This is a genomic window from Corynebacterium sp. UBA4397 (assembly GCF_002390965.1).
Taxonomy (GTDB): domain Bacteria; phylum Actinomycetota; class Actinomycetes; order Mycobacteriales; family Mycobacteriaceae; genus Corynebacterium; species Corynebacterium flavescens.
The window spans coordinates 12,130-33,809 of sequence record NZ_DGRD01000049.1; the positions used below are offsets into that span (position 1 = coordinate 12,130).

Here is a 21,680-nt window from a genome sequence, read left to right on the forward strand (position 1 = left end):
TCCGCCATGACTATGCAGCCTCGTCCCAATAACCCAATTCAGAAGAAGAAACAGGAAGTCCGCAAGCACGCTCGCAACGGTGTCATCTGCGTGGCAGCGGGGCTCGGTGGTGGATTCCTCCTCGGACTAGCTGCAACGTCCTTCGTTACTTATATGATGCTCGGCATCATCGTTGCCGTTGCTGGCGGAGTATACAACTGGTCCAAGATCCAAAAGATCGTGGGCGAGAATAACAGCCAAAACTAGCGGCAATCATGAGTAATGATTCTGCAGGCCTACCGGTCAGAATCGATGCTTGGGTATGGTCGGTGCGGATGTTTAAGACCCGCTCTGAAGCGGCTGATGCGGTTAAAGCGGGCCATGTTAAGCTCAACGGCAACGCAATTAAGCCTTCTCAGCAGGTAGTTCCCGGGGATCGCGTTCGGGTATGGCGCAATCATCATGAACACGATCTAGAAGTTCTGGCTACTGTGCGCAAGCGCGTCGGCGCATCAATCGCGCGCACCTGCTACAAGGATCACGCACCTCCTCCTCCCCGGCAATTTCTTCCCGCCGTTCCCGTCCGTGAGCGCGGTGCAGGCCGCCCGACGAAGAAAGAGCGGCGTGACATGGAGAAATTCCGCCGCAATACGCGCTAGTTCTTTTCGCGCGTATTGCGCTCGGAGTCCTTTGCACTGTGCGCGCGGAGCGCCTGCAGGTTTTTGAAGCGCCCATTGAGCCTTCTGCGCCGGTCTGCGCGGTCTCCGATGGACCAGGTTGCATCGATATGCTTCTTGCCAAACTTGTTGAGCAAGAGGTCATCGATGAGGCGGACCTGACCGGGGCGGAAGCGGTAGTGCATGGCCTCGTGGACAAAAGCTATATCCCCGGCATTGAGTAGGGCCTGCAGCTGACCGAGCGAGGTGACATCGTTGGCTTCGAGCAGTTCCGAGAGGAAGCGGTAATGATCAGAGCGAGAGCGCGGGAAGCGTCCGCCTAAGACCACAGCCAAGACCCCCGGCAGCGTTTCAGCATTGAGTTCCACGTCTTCATCGGTGTCGCCACTGGGATCCTTCAGTGCAGCAATCTCATCGAATTGCTGATCTGCTAATTCAATCAGCCCAGCCGCTAAGGTAAAAAGCCGATCCACCTGTGGAGAAGGTTGATTAGGACCCTGCTTGTAGCGGATATCGTGCTCGAACTCTGCCCAAGCATGTTGCAGCACCGTGCGGATCTGTACCTCAAATGTCAGCCCTTCATAATCCGACAATTCCTCAATGGCGTTTGTAACTGTGAGGATCAAATGGTGGGAGCCGTAGCCGAAGCCGCCGGAAATGCGAGTTTGTGCTGCCTTGTCCACAGAACGAATGACCTTGAAAGACTCGCCGAATACCTCTAGAGCCTCCGGTATGGCGGTGGAGTGAAAGACTGTCACCCGCACACCAAGGACATCGTGGATTTCTTCCCACGGACGTGGATACATCAACGTGCCATCGGGGAAACGCTTCTTGGCCTTAGCCTTGAGCGATGGCCAGCCCTTGACACGGGGCGAGACTCGGTCGAAGATGACGCCTGCGTCATTGAGCAAATCTTCGATGGCATCACCGAACTCGACCGCGGCGGTAGGATGCGCCCTTAACCACTCGTGGTATTGATTTCCTAGCTTGGAGATGCCGTTTTCAGCCATGGTGATACTCTAAGCTCCTTATGCGTTTCATCAGGTTAATTCTTGCGGGAACCCATTGCTCAAGACCAAAGGGTGCGCGCTAATCAGCGGACTATGAGCTGGACGCACCTGCGCGCTGGTGTGTGCCCACAGCCGTGCCGCTTCCGCTGTAGGTGCACGAAGTACAAACACCCGAGCTGAGTAGGGGACGAGATACGTAAGTCTATCGCATCGAAGTACTCGGCGGAGATGGCCGTCTAAGGTGCTAAACGTTTGGGGATGTGCAAGCCAAGCACTAATAGGCGAGCCAAGTACACGAACCTCTACTCCTGGGCAACCGGGTAAAGAATGGACAGCAGGGCGAGTCCAAAACCGCAAGCCCTTCGGCGTCAAAGCTCGCCTCTGCAGGTTTGCCGCAGCCACCGTCCACGCCGCGTGGACGCTAAGTCCTAGCTCATCGATGCCACGCTGGCTGAGATGACGAGACTGTTCCTTCGAGTGCATAACGAGCGCCATGGAAAGCCGCGAGGAAAGCGCAATGGTGGCGAGGGAGTCACAAAAACCATCATCAGAAAGGCGCGGCGACTCAACACGCTCCCGTTCGTACAAGGCGGGTACCAAACCGGCGATTGTGGACTCCGCATCGGCTGCAAGGTGAGGGCCACGCGGCGACTCTTGTGGTGCGGGAACAGGTGTTACGAGGCCTTTTTCACGAGCAAGGGCTAGGGGCATGAGGATTAAGCTCTTTTCAGTCCGTATCAAACAAGGTGTTGAACTCTTGTCTGATTTAGACTCCAGCATCCACGTGGCGGTTCCAGGCCGCGAAACTTCCTAGAAGGGAGGTTCCTCGTCAAGGCTGAGCTCTGATATGAGCTTGCTCGCCGGCCACAGGGCAATGTCTTGACCCTTCGCGATGAGCTCTTCCGCTCGCTTTTCTTTCGACGTCTTCGTGGCCCATTGACCGAGCACCAATATGGTTGTTTTCTTGGTGACGTTCTTTCCCACCTGGCCACCGCGCTGCGCGATACCAGACCACAAAAGCCCCTTGTCAAAAGGCTCAAAATCCCCGGTTAGGGTGACGTGCTGGCCGTAGAGTGCTCCTTGAGGATCAGCGTCGCTGTTGGGTTCTGGGATGGTGGTGGGCGTTGCCACCGATTGCCATGGAGCGGGCCCCTTGCGGGAGGATTCCTTGCCTTGGCCTTGGCCTTCACCTCGTGGCTTGGAGGCTGTGCCACCTGGACGCGATACATCCCGAAAGTCTGTTCCTGCGCCGAGGTCTGCAGGGGAGGTCGGCGCGGTATCGGAACGCAGCACCGGGATGACTGAGTCCTGGCTCATGGTGCCGAGAGCAAAGCCGTGGGTGCTAAACAAGTGGGAGAGATCGCCGCTATAGTTCCACCGAGAGGCAAGTCCAACGACGATGAGCCCTGCTGCGCGGGCATCTTCCGCGGCATCATGATGGCGAAAATCGCCGGCGCCTATGGCTTTCGCCACCGTGGGCAGGCGGTGATTTACAACCTCAATGATTCCCGCGCGCGAGGCCTCGCGAGACAGGGCCAACGAGCAGGCGAGTGGCACTTCCGGCACGGGCGCCTGAGCATAAAGCAGCCCGGTGCGCAGTGCCGTGGAATCAAACTGGGCGTTGTGAGCCACCAAAATATCGCTGCCCAAAAAATCGAAGAGCTCGGATGCTACCTGTGCGAAGGCAGGGGCGTCTGCCACATCCGAGGCCGTGATTCCGTGAATAGATATATTCACGTCGGCGAAGCTCTCGAGGCCTGGAGGTGGGGTGCACAGCCAGCTGCGGGACTGCGTCTCCTTGCCATCGCGGAAACGCACCGCACCGATCTGGCAGATAGATCCCCAGTTGTCATTGGCGGTCTCAACGTCAACCGCAGTGAAATCGAGCGCCGGAATGCCGGGGGAAGACTCTGCGATGGTGGAGGGGGCATCTCCCCGTTTAGCGGCATCGATGGCTCGCGCCAAATCTTCTGGTTGCTGGTGGGGCGCGAAGAGAATGCGGATTCCGGGGCCCACTAGCGTCAGGGAGCCGAAACCGGTTGCGGTGGGCTCGACCACTTCAGTGTCGCTCACTTTATCCAATGGGATAGACACGGTGGCCTCCTTCCCGAGGGAAGACGCCAGAAGCGTGTGGTGGAGCACGATCGCTTCGGAGGTGACGTCTATGGAGGCTCCGTGGGCGGTGATCGACACGTGAAGTTACCTTTCTAGGGTTTAGGAGGCGGAATCGAATACTGGGGGTTCGACCTGCCTCAAAAGAAGCGTCGAACGTGGCTGGACTGTGATCGTACCCTGCGCATCAATGATCGTATCTTCCGCAGGGTAGCCCCCTGAATCCGCAGTGTCGACGATGAGCTCCCACTTGGCCCCCAGATCTCGTTGTGGCAGGGTGAACTCAATATCCCCGTCGTGCGCATTGAAGATCATGATGAAGGAATCATCATCGATGTCTTCACCCCGTGCGGTTTTTTCGCGGATGGCGCTGCCGTTGAGATAGACCATGAGAGAGCGGCCGAAATCATGATCCCAGTCATCCTGAGTCATGAGCCGCCCCGATGGTACGAGCCAGGCAATATCGCGGTCTTGGACATCAGAGCCAAGAGGGCCGCCAGCCAGGAAACGCTCACGACGGAAGGCAGGGTGGTTGCGCCGAATGGAGATAAGGCGCTTGCAAAAGCCGTGTACGGCGGCGAACTTTTCCTCTTTGAGAAGGGACCAGTCCATCCATGCCAGTTCATTGTCTTGGCAATAGGCGTTGTTATTTCCGCTTTGAGTACGGCCCATCTCATCCCCGTGGGAAATCATCGGAGTTCCCTGCGAAAGCAGCAGCGTGGTGAGGAAGTTACGCATCTGCCGACGGCGCAGTTTCTTTACATCTTCATCATTGGTGGGGCCCTCCACGCCATGGTTCCACGAGCGGTTGAAGGATTCCCCGTCACGGTTGTCCTCACCGTTGGCGTCATTGTGCTTCTCGTTATAGGTCACTAGGTCACGCAGGGTGAATCCATCGTGCGCTGTAATGAAGTTGATGGAGGCAGTGGGGCGGCGATCGTTATTGCCGTAGAGGTCAGAGGATCCAGTGATGCGGGAGGCAAACTCGCCCAGCGTGGCAGGTTCGCCGCGCCAGAAATCACGCACCGTGTCACGGAACTTTCCATTCCACTCGCTCCAGATCGGAGGGAAGTTTCCTACTTGATAACCATTGTGGCCCACATCCCAGGGCTCGGCGATGAGCTTGACCTGGCTGACCACGGGGTCCTGCTGGACCAGATCAAAGAAGGTTGCGAGCTTGTCGACGTCATCCAACTCCCGCGCCAAAGTCGAGGCAAGATCGAAACGGAAGCCGTCCACGTGCATCTCCGTGACCCAATAGCGCAGAGAATCCATGATGAGCTGGAGCGAATGAGGATGCCGCACGTTGAGGGAGTTGCCCGTTCCCGTGTAGTCCATGTAGTGCGCTTTATTATCTTCGACGAGGCGATAGTAAGCGCTGTTATCAATGCCACGGAAGGCGATGGTGGGGCCTAAGTGGTTGCCCTCAGCCGTGTGGTTATAGACAACATCGAGGATGACCTCTATGCCAGCCTCGTGAAAGGCGCGAACCATAGTTTTGAACTCGGAGACCGCTTCGCCGGGCTGTTGGGCGTAGGCATAGTCGAGGTGAGGTGCGAAAAAGCCGAAGGTGTTATAGCCCCAGTAATTGCGCAGCCCGAGCGTGCGGAGGCGATCATCCTGGAGAAATTGATGAACCGGCATCAGCTCCACCGTGGTAATCCCCAGGTCTGTGAAGTAATCAATGATGGCGGGGTGAGCCATGCCCGCATACGTTCCGCGCAGTTGCTCAGGAACGTCCGGGTGACGCATGGTCATTCCCTTGACGTGCGTTTCATAGATCACGGTCTCACTGTGCGGGGTGAGGGGGCGGCGATCCCCGCGCCAATCAAAGAAGGGGTTGATGACCACGGAAAGCATGGTGTGGCCGAGCGAGTCCTCTTGGTTGCGCCCTGCGCCAAGTTCCGGGGAGTGAATGTCATAGGAGTATAGAGAGGAATCCCCGTCAAACTCGCCGTCATAGGCCTTGGCATAGGGGTCTACGAGGAGCTTTGAGGGATCGCAGCGAAAGCCTTGCTCGGGATCATAAGGCCCGTAGACTCTGAAGCCATAGCGCTGGCCCGAGGTGACATTGGGAAGGTAACAGTGCCAGACGTGGGCATGGACTTCAGTGAGCTCGATGCGTTCTTCTTCACCGTTGTGGTCGATGAGGCAGAGCTCAACCTTTTCCGCAACGTCGGAGAATAGTGCGAAGTTTGTTCCAGATCCGTCGAAACTGGAACCTAGTGGATAGGCCTCACCCGGCCAGACCTGGCGCCGCTGATTAGGGGAGGAGTCGGCGGCGCGACTCGGTGTTGGGGAAGTTGTCATGGCCAAGATCTTAATCCTTGCAGTGGACATTGGGGCGGGCGACGGGGGTTTAGCTCTGAGAAAGCCCGCTGAGGATGATGGCTGTCGCGCTCCTGATATCGGATTCGCCGTCGTAGTCAGGTTGAGGCGTACCTATGGTCTCCTGAAGTTGCGCCCTAGATTGCTCCATCAGCGTGGCGCCGAGCACCAAGTGAATGATGGATAGGGCGGCCACGCGCGCTGCTTCGGAGTCGTCGTCGATTGAGGCGATGAAGCGCTCGACCAACTGCTCCCAGGCCTTCGAGCCTGGCAAGGAGAGCCCTGCGATGGTTACCTCAGCACCATCGCGATGGGAAAGAAGCACGCTGCGCAAGTTGAGAGCAAGATCCTCAGTTGTGGAGCCATTCAGCGGTTCAATGATCCGGCTGGCCATGGCGGCTATCAGATCCTGCTTGTTCTTTATGTGCCAGTACAAGGCACCGGGTGCGACGGAAAGTGTGGTCGCCACACGGCGCATGGTGACATCTGCCAGACCGTAGGCCTGCAGCAATTCGAGGGCCGTCTCGATGATTAAATCCCGTTTAAGTTGCACGCTTAGCCATTGTAGCGATCGGCTTTGATGGCCCGTGTGGATATTAGTATTCCAGGAAGGCGGGTCACGAGGGCAACCTAAGAAAGGTAGTCCTCACAGGTAGTTATGAGATAACGCTCAGCGCATCATTATTGAACACTTGTTAGTATGTCCAAGTTAGATTTTTAGGCAGCAAGCAGGCTGTTGTGTTGTTTGTCCGTTATTTTTCCCTCAGGAGTGAGCGTTGACCTTGAAGAGCCCAGTGAAAAAGACTGTCCTGTCTTTGGCAATGATCGTGCCGCTCGCGCTGAGTGCCTGCGGCTCCAGCGATGATGCAGCGGAGGATTCTACGGGCAGTAGCGCTGCGGCTTCTTCGGGGAAGGCGGGCGCGACTTCGTCAAGCGCAGCTCCCTCCTCGGAGCAGGCTTCATCTTCCGAACAGGCGCCTGCCGGCGCTGTCTCGGAAGATGCGCAGGCGTTGGCTAATGGCGAAACCCCGCTGGGAAATGTCCCCGTGGTCAAGCCAGTGGAAGGCGGCCAGGCTGCTTCTCAAGCGGACGTTGACGCAATCAACGGTCTCGTTCGCGGTCTCTATGAGACAACTACCTTGCGCCAGTTTTTCCAGTACATGCCTGACCATGCTTGCCAGGCTGTACGCAATGCCAATAACGGCGAGCTAGCCAACATGGATTACAACCAAGTCCCCGACGTGCCTATGGATTCCCTGAAGTCCGGTATGGCTGCTGAGGGACAAGACACCTCCGGCCTCGAGGGCTTCGATTGGAATGCCACGGGGGTTGACTCCGTCAATGATGTCCTTGTCAACGGGGACGATGCCTCGGCCACCATCAACGTCAACACCAATAACGGCGTTGATAGCTCCACCATGCGCTTTAAGCGTGAGGATGGAAACTGGACTTTCTGTGGCGAGTACTAGTCCTTTGGGCTGGAAACTACCGCGTATTTCCCGCAGCATTGGCTACTGTGCGGGTGTGCTGGCGCTGTCGCTGTGTGCATTTTCTGCCGTCGGCGCAGTGTGGGGTCTGCTGCGCCCGGAACTGACTGGTCACGCAGCCAAAGGCGGCGGATACGTGCTGGACACGGTGGACAACGTTGAGTTCACCTCCTTTATTACCTTCACGCTCATCACTGGTGCGATGGCCATGGTCTTGGCGTTAGTCACCTATGTCAGGGCTCCGCGTCTGCACAGCGCTGCGATGATTTACTGGCTGGGAGTAGTGGCGCTCGCTGCCACCGCCGCTTTCTATGTACTAGGCGGAGTCACAGCTACCCATGCGCCTGCGGATCCCGGAGAAGTCGTGCATTTCGTCCCTACGTTTAGTCCCGGAGTGGCGTGGGTCGTGGCGCCATTTTTGGCGATGTTTAGCTACTGGTCTGCACTGTTTATAAACAAGGAAACTGAAGAAGTAGCGCCTAGATAGGTTTTAAGGCCACTTCACGGGAGATGACCCCACCGTATTGCGCGCGATGTCATCGACGCCATGCAGAATGGCCCGCAGGGCGCGGCCGAGCGTTAGCCGGAGCTCGGAATCGGTCAGACCCCCAGAAGTGATGGCTGCGTAGTCCAGACGGACTTGAAGGCCATCGGCGTTAATATGACAAAACGCAGAAGCCGAGTAATTGCCGCGGTTCCAGTCGTTGCAGATGAGAAAGACCCGCAGGAACTCCTTCTCCTCGATATTAGGATCCCAATGGCCCTTGATAAGCAGGCTGGGACCATTGTCTAAGGCAAAGGCGAAAAGGATGTCGTTGATCCAAGCGTAGATTGCCTGCTCACTGGCGATGTGAAACCGAGATATTCCCAGCGCCGGCAGGGCTTCCATCAGACGGTCGAGGTCTACGGCGCTGGGGTGCTCGCCTGGTTCTTCCCCCTCCTCCGGTGAGGCAGGGGCGGGCACGCGGGCGATTTCTGGGAAGGCCTCAAAAAGAGCCTCTAGATAAGACTGGGCATTGAAAATAGCCGGCAGGAGGGCGGCTTCTATCTGCTGAGTGGTGGGTGCGTCCTCCACAAGGAAGAAAGTATGACCCCACAGCTGTACCGACTCGGGGGAGCCGTAATCGAGGATGAGCGTCGGCGAGAGACAGTCATGGTTCCACGCGTTGACAAACTGCGCAAGGCGGGAGACATCCCCAAACTGGAGGTGACCCGTATGCCGAGTGAAGAAGCGAAGAAGGGGATCCCCGCGGGTATCCATGCTCAGACGTGTCTCCCCCTGGTGCGGATGGGGAAACAACAACTCCCGTGATTTCACGCGAATGCACTCTAGCTCGGCGCGCCTAGCGCACTCGTAGACGCGGCTAATGAGGCCCGCGTCGGCAGCATGCTCGCCGGCCTCCGGATTAAACCCTTGCATCGCGTCACATCCTTCCCAGTTTGCTTCAACTTAGCAGGGAAAAGCGCTATTCTTGCGTGGTGCCGAGTCTATAGGCATGCCCCTGCCCCGCGCTGTGAAATTCATATCGGTATATTGGTCATGTTATAGATTGCACGGATTCTCTCCACGCCTGCGGCAAAGGGCAGTGGAAGAGCCTAAACATTTGTCACTGTCACTAAGGAGCCCGAATGCTTCAGACCATCGACCTTCGAGGGAAAGAACTCAGTACATCGCAGCTGCGCCGCGTTTTGCCACGCGGTGGCACCGATGTCGCTTCAGTCTTGGACAAGGTTGCACCGATGGTTCATCATGTACGCGAGGAGGGGGCAGCGGCGGCCCTCGACTACGGTGAGCAATTTGATGGTGTACGGCCCGCCCAATTGAAGGTCAGCCCAGAAGCACTGGAAAAGGCTGCGGCCGAGCTGGATCCGGCGGTGCGCGAGGCAATTGAGGAATCCATCGCCCGCGTGCGCAAGGTACACGCTGAGCAGAAGCCCGCGCGCCACACCACCGAGTTGGCACCGGGTGCGCAGGTCACGGAAGTATTCTTGCCCATAGACAGGGTCGGTCTCTATGTTCCTGGGGGCAAGGCTGTTTATCCTTCCTCGGTAATTATGAATACCGTGCCAGCGCAAGAAGCCGGCGTTACTAGCCTGGTCGTGGCTTCGCCACCGCAGAAAGAGTTCGGCGGATTGCCTCACCCAACGGTGCTGGCTACCTGCTACATCCTCGGCGTCGATGAGGTGTGGGCAGTAGGCGGCGCACAGGCAATCGCGCTGTTGGCCTATGGAGACGATTCCGCCGCTCTTGAACCGGTGGACATCATCACTGGTCCCGGCAACATCTTTGTAACTGCCGCCAAGCGCCTCGTTCGCGGAATCGTGGGCACAGATGCAGAGGCAGGACCCACGGAGATCGCCATTCTTGCGGATAAGACGGCCGACCCAATATACGTGGCTTATGATCTTATTTCCCAAGCAGAGCACGATCCTATGGCCGCAAGCGTGCTCATTACGGATTCGCCAGAGTTGGCAGAGCAGGTACGCCTAGAGGTCGAGGCACGCTATACCGCCACGCTAAATGCGGAGCGCGCCGCGCAGGCCCTGCGTGGCCAGCAGTCTGGCATCGTCTTGGTCGATGACATGGAGGCTGGCATCGCCGTCGCCAATGCTTATGCGGCTGAGCACTTGGAGATCCAGACTGCACAGGCGCGGGCTGATGCCGAAAAGATCACCCACGCGGGAGCAATCTTCGTGGGTGAATTCTCACCCGTGCCTCTGGGGGACTACTCTGCGGGCTCAAATCACGTGCTGCCTACCTCCGGGACGGCGCGCTTTTCCGCAGGTCTTTCCACCCACACGTTCTTGCGCCCGGTCAATATCATTGACTACGACCGCGCCGCCTTGGGCGAAATCGCTGATAAGGTTATCGCCTTTGCCAATGCAGAACAGTTGCCTGCACACGGAGAATCCATCCGCGCCCGGTTCGAAGAGGAGAAGTAAATGGTATCCATCAACGATCTACCTTTGCGCGAGGAATTGCGCGGTGAATCTGCCTATGGGGCGCCGCAATTGCACGTGGCCTACCAGCTCAACACCAACGAGAACCCTTACCCGCCCTCGCAAGCGCTTATCGATGATCTCGTCAACGAGGTGCGCGAGCTTGCACCGCAGCTCAACCGCTATCCAGAGCGAGACGCGGTAGAGCTGCGCGAGGCGCTGGCGGAGTATGTTTCGCGTCAGACCGGCGTGGTGGTCAGCCGCGAACAGGTGTGGGCAGCCAACGGCTCCAACGAGGTTCTCCAGCAACTTCTGCAGGCTTTCGGCGGCCCAGGCAGAAGTGTCCTAGGATTTACGCCTTCCTATTCCATGCACCCCATCCTCGCCGCAGGCACCCAAACTCGTTTCATTGAGTGCCCGCGTGGCGCGGACTTCCGCATCGATATAGAGGCAGCTCTGTCTGCCGTGGCACGCCACGAGCCCAACATTGTTTTTATTACGACCCCGAATAACCCAACTGGGGATGTAACCCCTTTGGAGGACGTCGAAAAGCTCGTGCAGGCTGCGCCTGGAATCGTCATCGTCGATGAAGCATATGCGGAGTTCTCACCCTCTCCTTCGGCGACAACTCTGCTGGAGAAGTACCCCACCAAGCTGGTGGTTTCGCGGACGATGTCCAAGGCCTTTGATTTTGCCGGTGGACGCTTGGGCTACTTCGTGGCAGATCCCGCCTTCGTTGAAGCCGTAATGCTCGTGCGCCTGCCTTATCACCTTTCCGTGCTCTCCCAAGCTGCGGCGCGGGTTGCGCTGCGCCACAGTGAGGATACGCTCGCAACGGTGGCTAAACTCGCCGCAGAGCGAGACCGAGTCGTCGCCAAGTTGAACAAGATCGGCTTCGAGGTCGTGCCGAGTGAATCTAACTTCGTATTCTTTGGCAAGTTCAAGGATCAGCATTCCGCATGGGAGGCCTTCCTAGACAACGAGGTGCTCATCAGGGATGTGGGCGTCACGGGTTATCTGCGTGCCACCATTGGGCTTCCCCAAGAAAACGATGCCTTCCTTAATGCCGCCGAAAAGCTGGCGGCTACAGTACTAGTAAAGCCATAGAAGGAGCGCACATGAGCAACCGCATTGCAACCTCGCAGCGAGTGACGAGCGAGTCTCGCATCGAAGTCGAGATCAATCTTGACGGCACCGGAAAGTCCGAAATCTCTACCGGCCTGCCTTTTTTCAATCACATGCTCACAGCCTTTGCCACCCACGGCTCTTTCGATCTGCGGGTGAGTGCAGAGGGAGACACGGAGATCGATGCCCACCACACAGTGGAGGACACGGCAATTGTCCTCGGCCGTGCTTTTTTGGAAGCTCTGCAGGATAAGGCCGGGATCCGTCGTTTCGGATCGCAGCTTTTGCCCATGGATGAAACCCTGGTGGAGGCAGTCGTTGACATCTCCGGGCGGCCTTATTTTGTCATGAATGGGGAGCCGGAGAACATGCAGTGGCAGGTTATAGGCGGGCACTACGCAACCGTCATCAACCGTCACTTCTTCGAGACCTTCGCTGCGCATTCTGAGGTAACGCTGCACCTCAACGTGCGTTATGGGCGCGATCCGCACCATATTACTGAGGCGGAGTACAAGGCCATTGCCCGTGCGCTGCGCCAAGCTAGCGAATCGGACCCCCGCGTCACAGGAATTCCCTCTACCAAGGGTGCGTTGTAATTTATGAATGTCATGATCCTGATCCTGTTTTTGCTTGCAGGACTACTGGTAGGGGGAACCTATTCCGCCTACCAGGCTGGATCGCGGTTCTTCAGCATCGTGGCCGGCCTGCTAGCTGTTGTTAGCTTGGCGGCGGCGCTGGTGTGGATGGTAGGAAAAATGAACTGGTAGGAGGACATAACGCGGTGACCCACAACGCCCCCAACGTCTGGAAAGTTCCTGGCTATACGGAAACAATGGTAGCTATCGCGGCGGCCTTTGGCGCATGGTCAATCCTCCTTCCTGTCGTTCCTCTCGCTGTCCTTGACGCGGGGGGTAGCGCCTCTCTTGCAGGCGGGACCACTGGGGTGTTCATGGCGGCAACAGTCATCACTCAGTTCTTGACCCCGCGCATGCTGCGTTCTTTCGGGTATAGGCCAGTCATGATGGCGGCGTCGTTCATGCTAGGGGTGCCTGCCTTCGGGCACCTTTTGGGCGAAGAAGCCTGGGTGACCCTGACTTTTTCTGCGCTGCGCGGGATTGGCTTCGGCGCGCTAACTGTCGCGCAGTCTGCACTCGTGGCAGAGCTTGCCCCCGTTGGCTTGCGAGGAAAGGCAACCGGCATGATAGGCGTGTTCGTGGGGCTTGCGCAGACTCTATTCTTGCCGCTCGGTTTGGCCATGTCTGATTGGTGGGGCTATTCCAGCGTCTATATTGCAGCCGCTGCAATAGGGCTTTTGGCCGTGGCAATGTGTATTCGCCTTCCACGCATTAAGGCACAGCGAGTGCAGCCTGGCGTGACAGCGCTCCCGCAGGTGCCTACGTGGAAACTGGTCGCCGTACCCGCCTTGGCACTGACCACTGTATCCATTAGCTACGGAGCCATCTCTGCCTTTCTCTCGCCAGCTCTGCGGGAGATCGATCCCCGCACGGGTGCGACTTTGGGCGGAATCCTGCTCTCGCTCGTGGGGGCGGCCAGCTTAGTATGCCGCTACCTCGCGGGGGTATTTGCGGATCGGGTCGGCATGGCCGGGCGTCTGTATATCCCAGCCCAGATAGCGGCCTTCGCTGCAGTGTCCCTCATAGCATTGGTCCTGCACCAACAGTGGTCGGTGTGGTGGATAGTCCTAGGCGTAGTTATTTTCGGCGGCGCTTTCGGGATAGCCCAAAACGAAGCTCTGCTCTCTATGTTTGAAAGGCTCCCGCGCGAGCGTGTCTCAGAGGCTTCGGCCATCTGGAATGTGTTCTTCGATTCGGGAACCGGAATCGGATCCACCGTCTTGGGCGCCATGGTCGTGGCTGTGACCTATAGCGGGGCCTTCGGCGTTGGGGCAGTTATTTTGCTGCTCGGTGTGGCGATGAGCTGCGCAGACTTCATGCTCGGGCGTTCCCGCGTGAGTGAAGTCGATGACATTAAAACAAGACTCAGAAGGATGCGTAAGGTATAGCCCATGACTTCGAAGAAGACGGTTGCGTTATTGGACTACGGTGCCGGAAACTTGCGTTCGGCCCAAAGAGCATTGGAACGCGTAGGCGCGGACGTGGCCGTGACCTCGGATCCGCATGTGGCGGTCAACGCGGATGGACTGCTGGTTCCCGGTGTCGGAGCCTTCGCCTCGTGCATGGCGGGTCTGCGGGCGGCGCAAGGACCGCGCATCATTGGGCAGCGCCTCGCAGGTGGGCGCCCTGTGATGGGCATCTGCGTGGGAATGCAGGTGCTTTTTGAGGAGGGCAATGAGCATGGGGTAGAAACTGCGGGCTGTGGTGAGTGGCCTGGGCGCATTGAGCGCCTGCACGCAGACATCCTTCCTCACATGGGGTGGAACACCGTTGATGTGCCAATGGGCAGCGAGATGTTCGCCGGGCTAAGTGAGCAGGAGCGCTTTTACTTTGTGCACTCTTATGGTGCACGCAGCTGGGATCTGGTGACGGATATAACCATTCCGCCGCTGGTTACCTGGGCGGAGCACGGTGGAGATAGGTTCGTGGCAGCCGTAGAAAACGGTGCGCTCTGGGCTACACAGTTCCACCCTGAGAAGTCGGGGGATGCGGGAGCTACCCTGCTGGAAAACTGGATGAAGACCCTCTAGGTAGGATGTGACCCATGACCTTTACTTTGTTGCCGGCTGTCGACGTCGTCGATGGCCACGCCGTGCGCCTAGATCAGGGCGAGGCTGGAACCGAGAAATCCTACGGAGCCCCTCTTGAGGCTGCACTGAAGTGGCAGGCGGACGGGGCGCAGTGGCTCCACTTCGTCGACCTCGATGCGGCTTTTAACCGCGGATCCAACCATGAGTTGATGGCGGAAATTACCAAGAAACTTCACATCGATGTCGAACTGACCGGCGGCATCAGGGATGATGAGTCGCTTCTCCGCGCTCTCGGAACGGGCGCGCGCCGAGTCAATATCGGCACCGCCGCGCTCGAAAAGCCAGACTGGATTGCGCGGGTCTTGGGGGAGTACGGCGATAAGATCGCGGTCGATCTCGCTGTGCGCAACATCGATGGTCAGTGGCGCACCCGTGGTAATGGCTGGGTGTCTGATGGCGGTGACCTGTGGGAGGTCCTCGAAAGGCTGGATTCAGCCGGTTGCCAGCGCTTTGTCGTCACGGATGTATCTAAAGATGGAACGCTGACGGGGCCGAATGTTGAACTGCTGCGCGAGGTCGCCATGGCCACGCAGGCAAGTGTGACGGCCTCGGGCGGAATCTCCACTTTGGATGACGTACGCGAGCTCGCGCTCTATCAGAACCAGGGAATTGATTCCGCCATAATCGGCAAAGCTCTTTATGAATCGCGCTTTACTCTCGGAGAGGCGCTGACGGCAGTGGCTGAGGTCGAGCCCCTGCCTGCTGAGGAACCCATCGATCTCGAGGAGCTCTAACTCATGACTGATCCACGGGAGCTAGTGGCGTTGGCGGAGTCTGCCGTGGATCATGTGGCGGACTTGTTCGTCGCTGGGCTGGGCGCACCGCCCGCGGTATTCAAGGGTGAGACGGACTTCGCCACCGAAGTTGACTTGCGCATTGAGAAAGAACTGCGGGCGACGTTGACCCAGTTGACTGGAATAGGCGTCTATGGGGAGGAGTCCGGCGGTACTTTGAGCGATACCATCTGGGTCGTGGACCCAATCGATGGCACGGCTAACTACTCAGCGGGAAGCCCGCTGTGCGGGATTCTAGTATCGCTGGTGCACGAGGCACGACCTGTTGCTGCGGTGGCGGACTTTCCACTCTTGCGCCGCCGCCTCGTTGCTGCTGAAGGTGGAACCTTTCGGAGTTTCGGTGGGGCACACCCGTCTGATGTGGTGGGCCAGGCCGCGCCAGGATCAACCACCTCGGGCCACGGCTTTGTGGGGTGCTCTTCTTATCTCGCCACGGAGATTTTTCATGGTCTGCGTGTCACCGGCTTGCGCCCGCGCATGACAGGCTCCGTTGGACTGGATAATGCCTTCGTGGCACAGGGCGTATTCGATGGCACCGTGAACTTTTCCCCTCACGCATGGGACAATGCCGCAGGGGCCTTGCTTGTCAAAGCCGCAGGCGGGGTAGTCACGGACGCAAGTGGTGAAGAGTGGAATGCCTATTCCACGAGTTTCGTGGCTGGCACGCCAAGAACCCATGAGACCATCCTCGACGTTATTTCGCAGCATTCTCCTTAAACAATCTGCTTGAGCCCTGCACAGCAGAAGCCGCGTGCGAGGTGAGGATACTGAGTCTTAGGCTTTTCTATATTTGCAGTACATCTATTTTTTAAAAAGGAGTCCGCGATGGCATTAGCAGTGAGGGTCATTCCCTGCCTCGACGTCGATAACGGAAGGGTAGTCAAGGGAATTAACTTCGAGAACCTGCGTGACGCCGGAGATCCCGTAGAGCTTGCCGCGCGTTACGACGCCCTCGGTGCAGACGAGCTCACGTTCCTCGATGTATCCGCTTCCAAAGACGGACGCGGCACCATGCTCGAGGTGGTACGCCGAACCGCCGATCAGGTATTCATCCCCCTGACAGTTGGTGGCGGCATTCGCTCCGTCGAGGATGTTCGTGAGCTCCTGCGCGCCGGCGCGGACAAGGTCTCAGTAAACTCATCGGCGATAGCGCGCCCTGAGCTCCTACGGGAATTGGCGGACGTTTTTGGTTCGCAGTGCATCGTGCTCTCCGTCGACGCCCGGCGTGTGGCGGAGCCAAATGAGGACCATCCTTCTGGGTTTGAGGTCACCACCCATGGTGGCACCCGCTCGGCAGGGCTTGACGCTGTGGCGTGGGCTGCCCGCGGCGCGGAACTAGGAGTGGGGGAGATACTCCTTAACTCCATGGACGGTGATGGCACTCGGGAAGGCTTCGATATCGAACTCATCGAGGCCGTACGTGCAGCGGTTGATGTGCCGGTCATTGCCTCGGGCGGTGCAGGCAAAGCAGCAGACTTCCCACCCGCAGTGGCCGCCGGGGCCGACGCAGTGCTGGCAGCCTCCATTTTCCACTTTGGAGATGTAGCAATCTCCGAGGTTAAGGATGAACTGGCACGGGCTGGACACGAAGTTCGGCGATAGTTAGGCCAAAAGCTAGGCAGCGTATTAGCGCGCTGCGGATTCTTGGGAAACAGTGATTGAAAGTGACGAGGACAGCAATGAAAGATAGCCCCTCTGCCAACCCGGCAGACTACGAGCTCAGCGAAGATATCGCAGCCCTTCTCAAGCGCAACGATGCTGGCCTGGTACCTGCAATCGTGCAGTCAGAGGAGGGAGAGGTGCTCATGATGGCGTGGATGGATGATCACGCCTTGGCCTATACTCTTGCCTCGAAAAAGGGAACCTACTTTTCTCGGTCGCGCCGTGCCTACTGGATCAAGGGCGAAACTTCCGGCCATACCCAGAAGGTGCTCGATGTTCGCCTTGACTGCGACGGGGACACCATCTTGCTGAAAGTGCGTCAAAAGGGCGGGGCGTGCCACACCGGTGACCGCACCTGTTTCGATGCGAAGGATCTGATGGGGGAAGAGTTCAATGGGTAGGCGCGTAGGCCCGCTTCTTATCGCCCTTGGCTCCATCTTGCTGTGGTTTTCCTCCCGCTCCACGTGGGTTCTGGCGTTAAGCCAGGACGATAAATCTGGAACGGTCGAAAGCGCTATCCTCGGATCCTCATGGTCCATTGAGCTCATGGCTCTCACCTTGGTCTTGCTCGCTGGAGCCGTGGCAGGAATTGCACTGCGGCGAATCGCGCGCCGAGTCGTGGCAGGCATCTGCGCCCTTGCTGCAGCCGCAGCCGCGTGGAGTCCGGTCAGTCTGCTGACCTATGGCCCCGACCCAGCCAAGGCACAGCGCGTGCTGCAAGGCGCAGCCGCCAACAAGACGGCCGTCGACACCGCACATATCTCCGAGTGGGCCATGGTCACCTCCGTGGAAGTGAGCAAGCTGGGGCCGATCCTAGCAGTCATCGCGGCTGCATTGGCTCTTTTTGGAGCCGTACTTCTTATCATGCGCCCAGGTGCGGATAAGCCGCGCTCGAGTAAATATGAGACCCCAGCTAGCCGGCAGGCGAAGTTGGCGGAGGAGCTGGAGACTTCAGCTGATTCCGGGCGGGTCATGTGGGAGGCTCTCGACGCCGACATCGACCCGACGGATGTTTCTTCTTCCTCTGCAGACGGCGCGGGGGAGAGTCCCACTCAGCACGAGCGACGAGACAAAGCTGAATAGCATCTAACCTCCCGCGGGGTGCTTTCCACCCCCTAGCGGGGGGCAGGTGCCCGGAGCGGAGATTTCCTTCTAGCGGCATGATCACGCTAGCCTAAATGTGATCTTTATCGCCCCTCGAAGGGAGGTGCTGATGCCCACTCCAATTGCAGTCGATCACCTTGTGGCAGGTGTGCTTGAAGATGTCGCTGCGCGGGAAGCGCAGGTTTCTTTCCAAGAAGTCAAGGCCCGCTCGCGGGATCTGGAACCGCCGCGCGATGCTTTCGCCGCTCTGATGCGCAATGGCTGTTCTGTGGTCACGGAGTTAAAACGCGCGGTGCCTTATGCCGGGGAGATAACCCAGTTGAGCTCACCGGATTCGGTGGCGCAGTTGGCACAAAGCCTGGAAGCCGCGGGCGTTCATATGATGGCATGCCAGACTGATCGCCGCCGCTTTCATGGTTCTTTGGAAGACATGCGTGCCGCGCGCGCCGCCATAGAAATCCCCATGATGTCCCGCGACATCATTGTTGATCCCTATCAGATCCACGAGGCGCGTTGCTACGGCGCGGATGCCATCCCCCTTCAGGTGGAGCTACTTGAGCAGGTGCGTTTAGAGGCTTTGCTGGACCGTATCGAATCGCTAGGGATGACGGCGATTCTGGAGGTCCGCAATTGTGCGGAAGTAGATCGGGTCATCAAAGCAGGAGGCAGTGTCGTCGCCGTTAACGCGTGGTCTTTGACTTCGGATGCGATAGACAGGTTTGCTTTCTCCGAGATTGTGCCGGGCCTTCCGGAGTCCATGCTGCGCATCGCAATTGGCGGAGTAAACGTCCCCCGTAATGTTTTGTCCTATGCCTCGCATGGCGCAGATGCCGTTCTCGTGGGTGAGGCCGTCATGACGGCCAAGGACCCCGTGGCGTTGGCACGCTCACTGGTTGCCGCGGGCCAACACCCCGCGTGTCCTTCGCGCAAACGTTCCTGATTGCTCAGCTGCTCTTTTACAGGCGGTTTCTGTGCCTTCTCCAGCCCAGCCCGTTCGCTGGGGAGATGAGGGGGGGTAAATTCGGTATTCTCCTGCAGGGTAGTGCACACTAGTTGTCGTGCACACTCAGATTCTTGCCAATATCCCGTCGCCGCCCCAAGGGGTGTGGCATCTTGGTCCTCTACCCATTCGCGCCTACGCACTTTGCATCATTCTGGGCATAGTGGTGGCCATGTGGCTGACGTATCGGCGCTATACCGAGCGTGGGGGCAACCCTGATACGGTATGGGACGCCGTTATCGTCATTATCCCTGCTGGAATCATTGGCGGGCGCGTCTATCATGTGGCAACCGATTACGATAAGTACTTCTGCGCGGATTGCAATCCCGTGGATGTCCTAAAGATCACCAATGGCGGCCTAGGCATCTGGGGTGCGGTCGCTTTGGGGGTCCTCGCCATTTGGGTGATGTTTAAGGTCAAGAAAGTGCCAATGGCTCCTTTCGCTGACGCCGTTGCTCCTGGGCTGATCCTCGCGCAGGCCATAGGGCGGCTGGGAAACTGGTTTAATCAAGAGCTCTATGGGCGAGAGACTACCGTCCCCTGGGCGCTCGACATTTACTATCGCGTTGATGCTTCGGGGGCCTTTGCGCCCGTGTCAGGGCGTTCAACGGGTGAGGTCATAGCGAGCGTGCACCCCACCTTCCTCTATGAGTTGGTGTGGAACGTGGCCGTCTGCCTGTTCCTCATCTGGGCACAAAAGGCATGGAAGCTTGGTCACGGGCGGGTATTCGCCTTATACGTTGCCTCCTATACCTTGGGCCGTTTCTTCGTGGAAAACATGCGCAGTGACGAGGCGACGCACATATTCGGCCTGCGCATTAACGTCGTGATGTCGGTGATTCTCTTTGTCATTGCGGTTATCGTTTTCTTCCGCCTTGGCAAAGGGCAGGAGAGCGCCCAGGAAGTTGATCCGCGTTTCTTTGCAGCGAAGCAAGAGAAAGAAGACGGAGATTCGCTCACTATCGGCGGGGGACAAGGAGGCTCTGTGGCGAAGCAAACAGCAGAGTCGGATGAATCACACAGCGGAAAAGATCGCTGAGTAAGACGCGCCCGCGATTTCCAGTTATGCCCGGTCATATCCGGAAAATGTCCGTTCTATTTTTGCTTTTGGTCGCTGAGAGTTAGCCTCAAAGACAATAGAGAAAGGGCTTGGCAGTGGCCGGGAATTACTAACGCGGGTACTTTGGGAGGCGTCAAAAGTTCCCCGACGAAGAGGCCTTTCAATGCTGGATAGAAGAACAAAAATCGTCTGTACGCTCGGCCCAGCCGTAGCTAGCGAGGATGCAATTCTGCGTCTTGTCCAAGACGGCATGGACGTCGCCCGACTCAACATGTCTCACGGCGTTCCCGAAGATCATGAGAAGAACTACCACTGGGTCCGCAACGCGACCGACAAAACCGGGCGCGCGGTCGGCATATTGGCCGACCTGCAAGGACCGAAGATTCGTCTCGGCACCTTTATCAACGGTGAAGAGCAGTGGAAGAACGGCGAGATCGTTCGCATCACGGTCGATGATATCGATGGCACCCACGACCGCGTTTCCACAACCTACAAGGGCCTGGCCAAGGATGCCCGCCCCGGCGATCGCCTCCTTATTGATGACGGCAAGGTTGCCATTGTCTGTACTTCGGTAGAAGGCAATGACGTTGTCTGCGAAGTAGTTGAGGGTGGTCCAGTATCGGATCACAAGGGTGTCTCCCTGCCAGGCATGGACATCTCGGTGCCGGCCCTGTCTGAGAAGGACATCAAGGACTTGCGCTTTGCGCTTCGCTTGGGCGTCGATTTCATCGCGCTGTCCTTCGTACGCTCGCCTGCCGACGTGGACTTGGTCCACGCCATCATGGACGAGGAAGGCCGCCGCCTCCCAGTCATCGCTAAGCTCGAGAAGCCAGAGGCAGTCGATGCACTAGAGTCCATCGTTCTTGCTTTCGATGCCATCATGATTGCCCGCGGTGACTTGGGCGTCGAGGTTCCGCTTGAGCAGGTTCCGCTGTTCCAGAAGCGCGCCATCCAGATCGCTCGCGAGAACGCCAAGCCCGTCATCGTGGCTACCCAGATGCTTGATTCGATGATTAGTAACCTGCGCCCGACCCGCGCTGAAGCCTCTGACGTAGCTAACGCCGTCCTCGACGGCGCAGATGCAGTCATGCTCTCCGGCGAGACTTCCGTGGGTATCGATCCCCAAAACGTCGTTCGCACGATGAGCCGCATCGTACAAAGCGCCGAGGCCGATGGAACCGTGCCCCCGCTCAAGCACGTGCCGCGCACCAAGCGAGGAGTTATCTCCTACTCCGCACGCGACATCGCAGAGCGGCTCAACGCCAAAGCCATCGTTGCCTTCACCACCTCTGGTGATACCGCAAAGCGAGTGGCGCGTTTGCACTCCACTCTGCCGCTGCTGGTATTTACCCCGAACCAAGAGGTACGCTCGCAGCTCGCTTTGACCTGGGGTGCACAAACCTTCTTAAGCCCCAAGGTTAAGAGCACCGATGAGATGATGGAGGCCATCGACGAGGCATTGCTCGAGATGGACGCCTACGAGGAAGATGATCTCGTGGTTGTTGTTGCTGGTACGCCTCCAGGAATCTCCGGCAACACCAACATGATCCAGTGCCACCTGCTCGGTGAGAACAAGAAGCGCGCAAACAACGCTTAAGTTCTTATGACCTGCCTAGCGGTACTCGCCAGGCAGGTCATAGACGCAAAGGATCTAAAAAGAGCCACGGCACTGCCGCG

General features: G+C 58.1%; 23 protein-coding genes. 18 read left to right on the top strand and 5 right to left on the bottom strand.

Translation table 11 applies throughout. The annotated features are described in order from the left end of the window. Positions 1-6 precede the first annotated feature (6 nt). Positions 7-246, top strand: a complete 240-nt coding sequence (locus tag B2696_RS10160) for a hypothetical protein (protein WP_075730093.1) — start codon at positions 7-9, stop codon at positions 244-246. 8 nt (positions 247-254) lie between these two features. Beyond that, positions 255-638 carry an RNA-binding S4 domain-containing protein gene (locus tag B2696_RS10165; protein ID WP_276621728.1) on the top strand — a complete coding sequence of 128 codons (384 nt, stop codon included), beginning with the start codon at positions 255-257 and terminating at the stop codon, positions 636-638. On the opposite strand, the gene B2696_RS10170 is transcribed toward B2696_RS10165, so the two are convergent. The 4 genes from B2696_RS10170 to B2696_RS10185 all read right to left on the bottom strand — a co-directional run bounded on the left by B2696_RS10170 (position 635) and on the right by B2696_RS10185 (position 6,659). Beyond that, entirely contained in the window at positions 635-1,666 is a 1,032-nt protein-coding gene (locus B2696_RS10170; RefSeq protein ID WP_286955237.1) for a GTP pyrophosphokinase, read from the bottom strand. The genes B2696_RS10165 and B2696_RS10170 overlap by 4 nt on opposite strands. A gap of 810 nt (positions 1,667-2,476) precedes the next feature. Beyond that, the gene (locus tag B2696_RS10175; protein ID WP_286955238.1) at positions 2,477-3,859 is read right to left on the bottom strand and encodes an exonuclease domain-containing protein; all 1,383 of its coding nucleotides are present in this window, start codon (positions 3,857-3,859) and stop codon (positions 2,477-2,479) included. Positions 3,860-3,880: 21 nt separating this feature from the next. Continuing rightward, positions 3,881-6,088, bottom strand: a complete 2,208-nt coding sequence (gene glgX / locus B2696_RS10180; RefSeq protein WP_276621723.1) for a glycogen debranching protein GlgX — start codon at positions 6,086-6,088, stop codon at positions 3,881-3,883. Between the two features lie 49 nt (positions 6,089-6,137). Continuing rightward, complete coding sequence (locus tag B2696_RS10185; protein WP_075730088.1) at positions 6,138-6,659, bottom strand: TetR family transcriptional regulator; 522 nt, start codon at positions 6,657-6,659, stop codon at positions 6,138-6,140. Between the two features lie 241 nt (positions 6,660-6,900). Between B2696_RS10185 and B2696_RS10190 the strand changes: the two genes are divergently transcribed. Together B2696_RS10190 and B2696_RS10195 are read left to right on the top strand one after the other, a co-directional pair. Then, complete coding sequence (locus B2696_RS10190) at positions 6,901-7,575, top strand: hypothetical protein (protein WP_286955239.1); 675 nt, start codon at positions 6,901-6,903, stop codon at positions 7,573-7,575. Further along, positions 7,562-8,080, top strand: coding sequence for a hypothetical protein (locus tag B2696_RS10195; RefSeq protein ID WP_276621719.1), 519 nt, complete (start codon positions 7,562-7,564; stop codon positions 8,078-8,080). Before B2696_RS10190 ends, B2696_RS10195 begins: the two co-directional genes overlap by 14 nt. Positions 8,081-8,083: 3 nt before the next feature. Here the strand turns inward: B2696_RS10195 and B2696_RS10200 are convergent, their stop codons facing one another. Further along, entirely contained in the window at positions 8,084-9,013 is a 930-nt protein-coding gene (locus B2696_RS10200) for a YbjN domain-containing protein (RefSeq protein ID WP_286955240.1), read from the bottom strand. A gap of 209 nt (positions 9,014-9,222) precedes the next feature. Between B2696_RS10200 and hisD the strand changes: the two genes are divergently transcribed. The 14 genes from hisD to pyk all read left to right on the top strand — a co-directional run bounded on the left by hisD (position 9,223) and on the right by pyk (position 21,600). Further along, the gene (gene hisD, locus B2696_RS10205) at positions 9,223-10,536 is read left to right on the top strand and encodes a histidinol dehydrogenase (RefSeq protein WP_276621717.1); all 1,314 of its coding nucleotides are present in this window, start codon (positions 9,223-9,225) and stop codon (positions 10,534-10,536) included. Continuing rightward, positions 10,537-11,640, top strand: coding sequence for a histidinol-phosphate transaminase (locus B2696_RS10210; protein ID WP_075730083.1), 1,104 nt, complete (start codon positions 10,537-10,539; stop codon positions 11,638-11,640). Between the two features lie 11 nt (positions 11,641-11,651). Then, positions 11,652-12,254: an imidazoleglycerol-phosphate dehydratase HisB gene (hisB, locus tag B2696_RS10215; protein ID WP_276621716.1), complete on the top strand. Its 603-nt coding sequence runs from the start codon at positions 11,652-11,654 to the stop codon at positions 12,252-12,254. Between the two features lie 3 nt (positions 12,255-12,257). Next, positions 12,258-12,425 carry a hypothetical protein gene (locus tag B2696_RS10220; RefSeq protein WP_170216827.1) on the top strand — a complete coding sequence of 56 codons (168 nt, stop codon included), beginning with the start codon at positions 12,258-12,260 and terminating at the stop codon, positions 12,423-12,425. Positions 12,426-12,490: 65 nt separating this feature from the next. After that, on the top strand, positions 12,491-13,681 hold the full coding sequence (locus tag B2696_RS10225) for an MFS transporter (protein WP_286955275.1): 1,191 nt from the start codon (positions 12,491-12,493) through the stop codon (positions 13,679-13,681). A gap of 3 nt (positions 13,682-13,684) precedes the next feature. Beyond that, the gene (gene hisH, locus B2696_RS10230; RefSeq protein WP_075730081.1) at positions 13,685-14,323 is read left to right on the top strand and encodes an imidazole glycerol phosphate synthase subunit HisH; all 639 of its coding nucleotides are present in this window, start codon (positions 13,685-13,687) and stop codon (positions 14,321-14,323) included. A 14-nt stretch (positions 14,324-14,337) separates the two neighbouring features. Continuing rightward, positions 14,338-15,117 (top strand): bifunctional 1-(5-phosphoribosyl)-5-((5-phosphoribosylamino)methylideneamino)imidazole-4-carboxamide isomerase/phosphoribosylanthranilate isomerase PriA, encoded by a 780-nt coding sequence (gene priA, locus B2696_RS10235; protein WP_276621714.1) that lies wholly within the window; start codon positions 14,338-14,340, stop codon positions 15,115-15,117. Between the two features lie 3 nt (positions 15,118-15,120). Next, the gene (locus B2696_RS10240; RefSeq protein ID WP_286955241.1) at positions 15,121-15,894 is read left to right on the top strand and encodes an inositol monophosphatase family protein; all 774 of its coding nucleotides are present in this window, start codon (positions 15,121-15,123) and stop codon (positions 15,892-15,894) included. A 108-nt stretch (positions 15,895-16,002) separates the two neighbouring features. Then, on the top strand, positions 16,003-16,779 hold the full coding sequence (hisF, locus tag B2696_RS10245; protein WP_075730078.1) for an imidazole glycerol phosphate synthase subunit HisF: 777 nt from the start codon (positions 16,003-16,005) through the stop codon (positions 16,777-16,779). A 77-nt stretch (positions 16,780-16,856) separates the two neighbouring features. After that, the gene (gene hisI, locus B2696_RS10250; RefSeq protein WP_286955242.1) at positions 16,857-17,240 is read left to right on the top strand and encodes a phosphoribosyl-AMP cyclohydrolase; all 384 of its coding nucleotides are present in this window, start codon (positions 16,857-16,859) and stop codon (positions 17,238-17,240) included. Beyond that, the gene (locus tag B2696_RS10255) at positions 17,233-17,922 is read left to right on the top strand and encodes a TIGR02234 family membrane protein (RefSeq protein WP_286955243.1); all 690 of its coding nucleotides are present in this window, start codon (positions 17,233-17,235) and stop codon (positions 17,920-17,922) included. Before hisI ends, B2696_RS10255 begins: the two co-directional genes overlap by 8 nt. Before the next feature lie 130 nt (positions 17,923-18,052). Further along, positions 18,053-18,883, top strand: a complete 831-nt coding sequence (locus B2696_RS10260) for an indole-3-glycerol phosphate synthase TrpC (RefSeq protein WP_286955244.1) — start codon at positions 18,053-18,055, stop codon at positions 18,881-18,883. A 118-nt stretch (positions 18,884-19,001) separates the two neighbouring features. After that, positions 19,002-19,982 (top strand): prolipoprotein diacylglyceryl transferase, encoded by a 981-nt coding sequence (gene lgt / locus B2696_RS10265; protein WP_075730074.1) that lies wholly within the window; start codon positions 19,002-19,004, stop codon positions 19,980-19,982. A gap of 187 nt (positions 19,983-20,169) precedes the next feature. Further along, on the top strand, positions 20,170-21,600 hold the full coding sequence (gene pyk, locus B2696_RS10270; RefSeq protein WP_075731199.1) for a pyruvate kinase: 1,431 nt from the start codon (positions 20,170-20,172) through the stop codon (positions 21,598-21,600). The last annotated feature ends 80 nt before the right edge of the window (positions 21,601-21,680 follow it).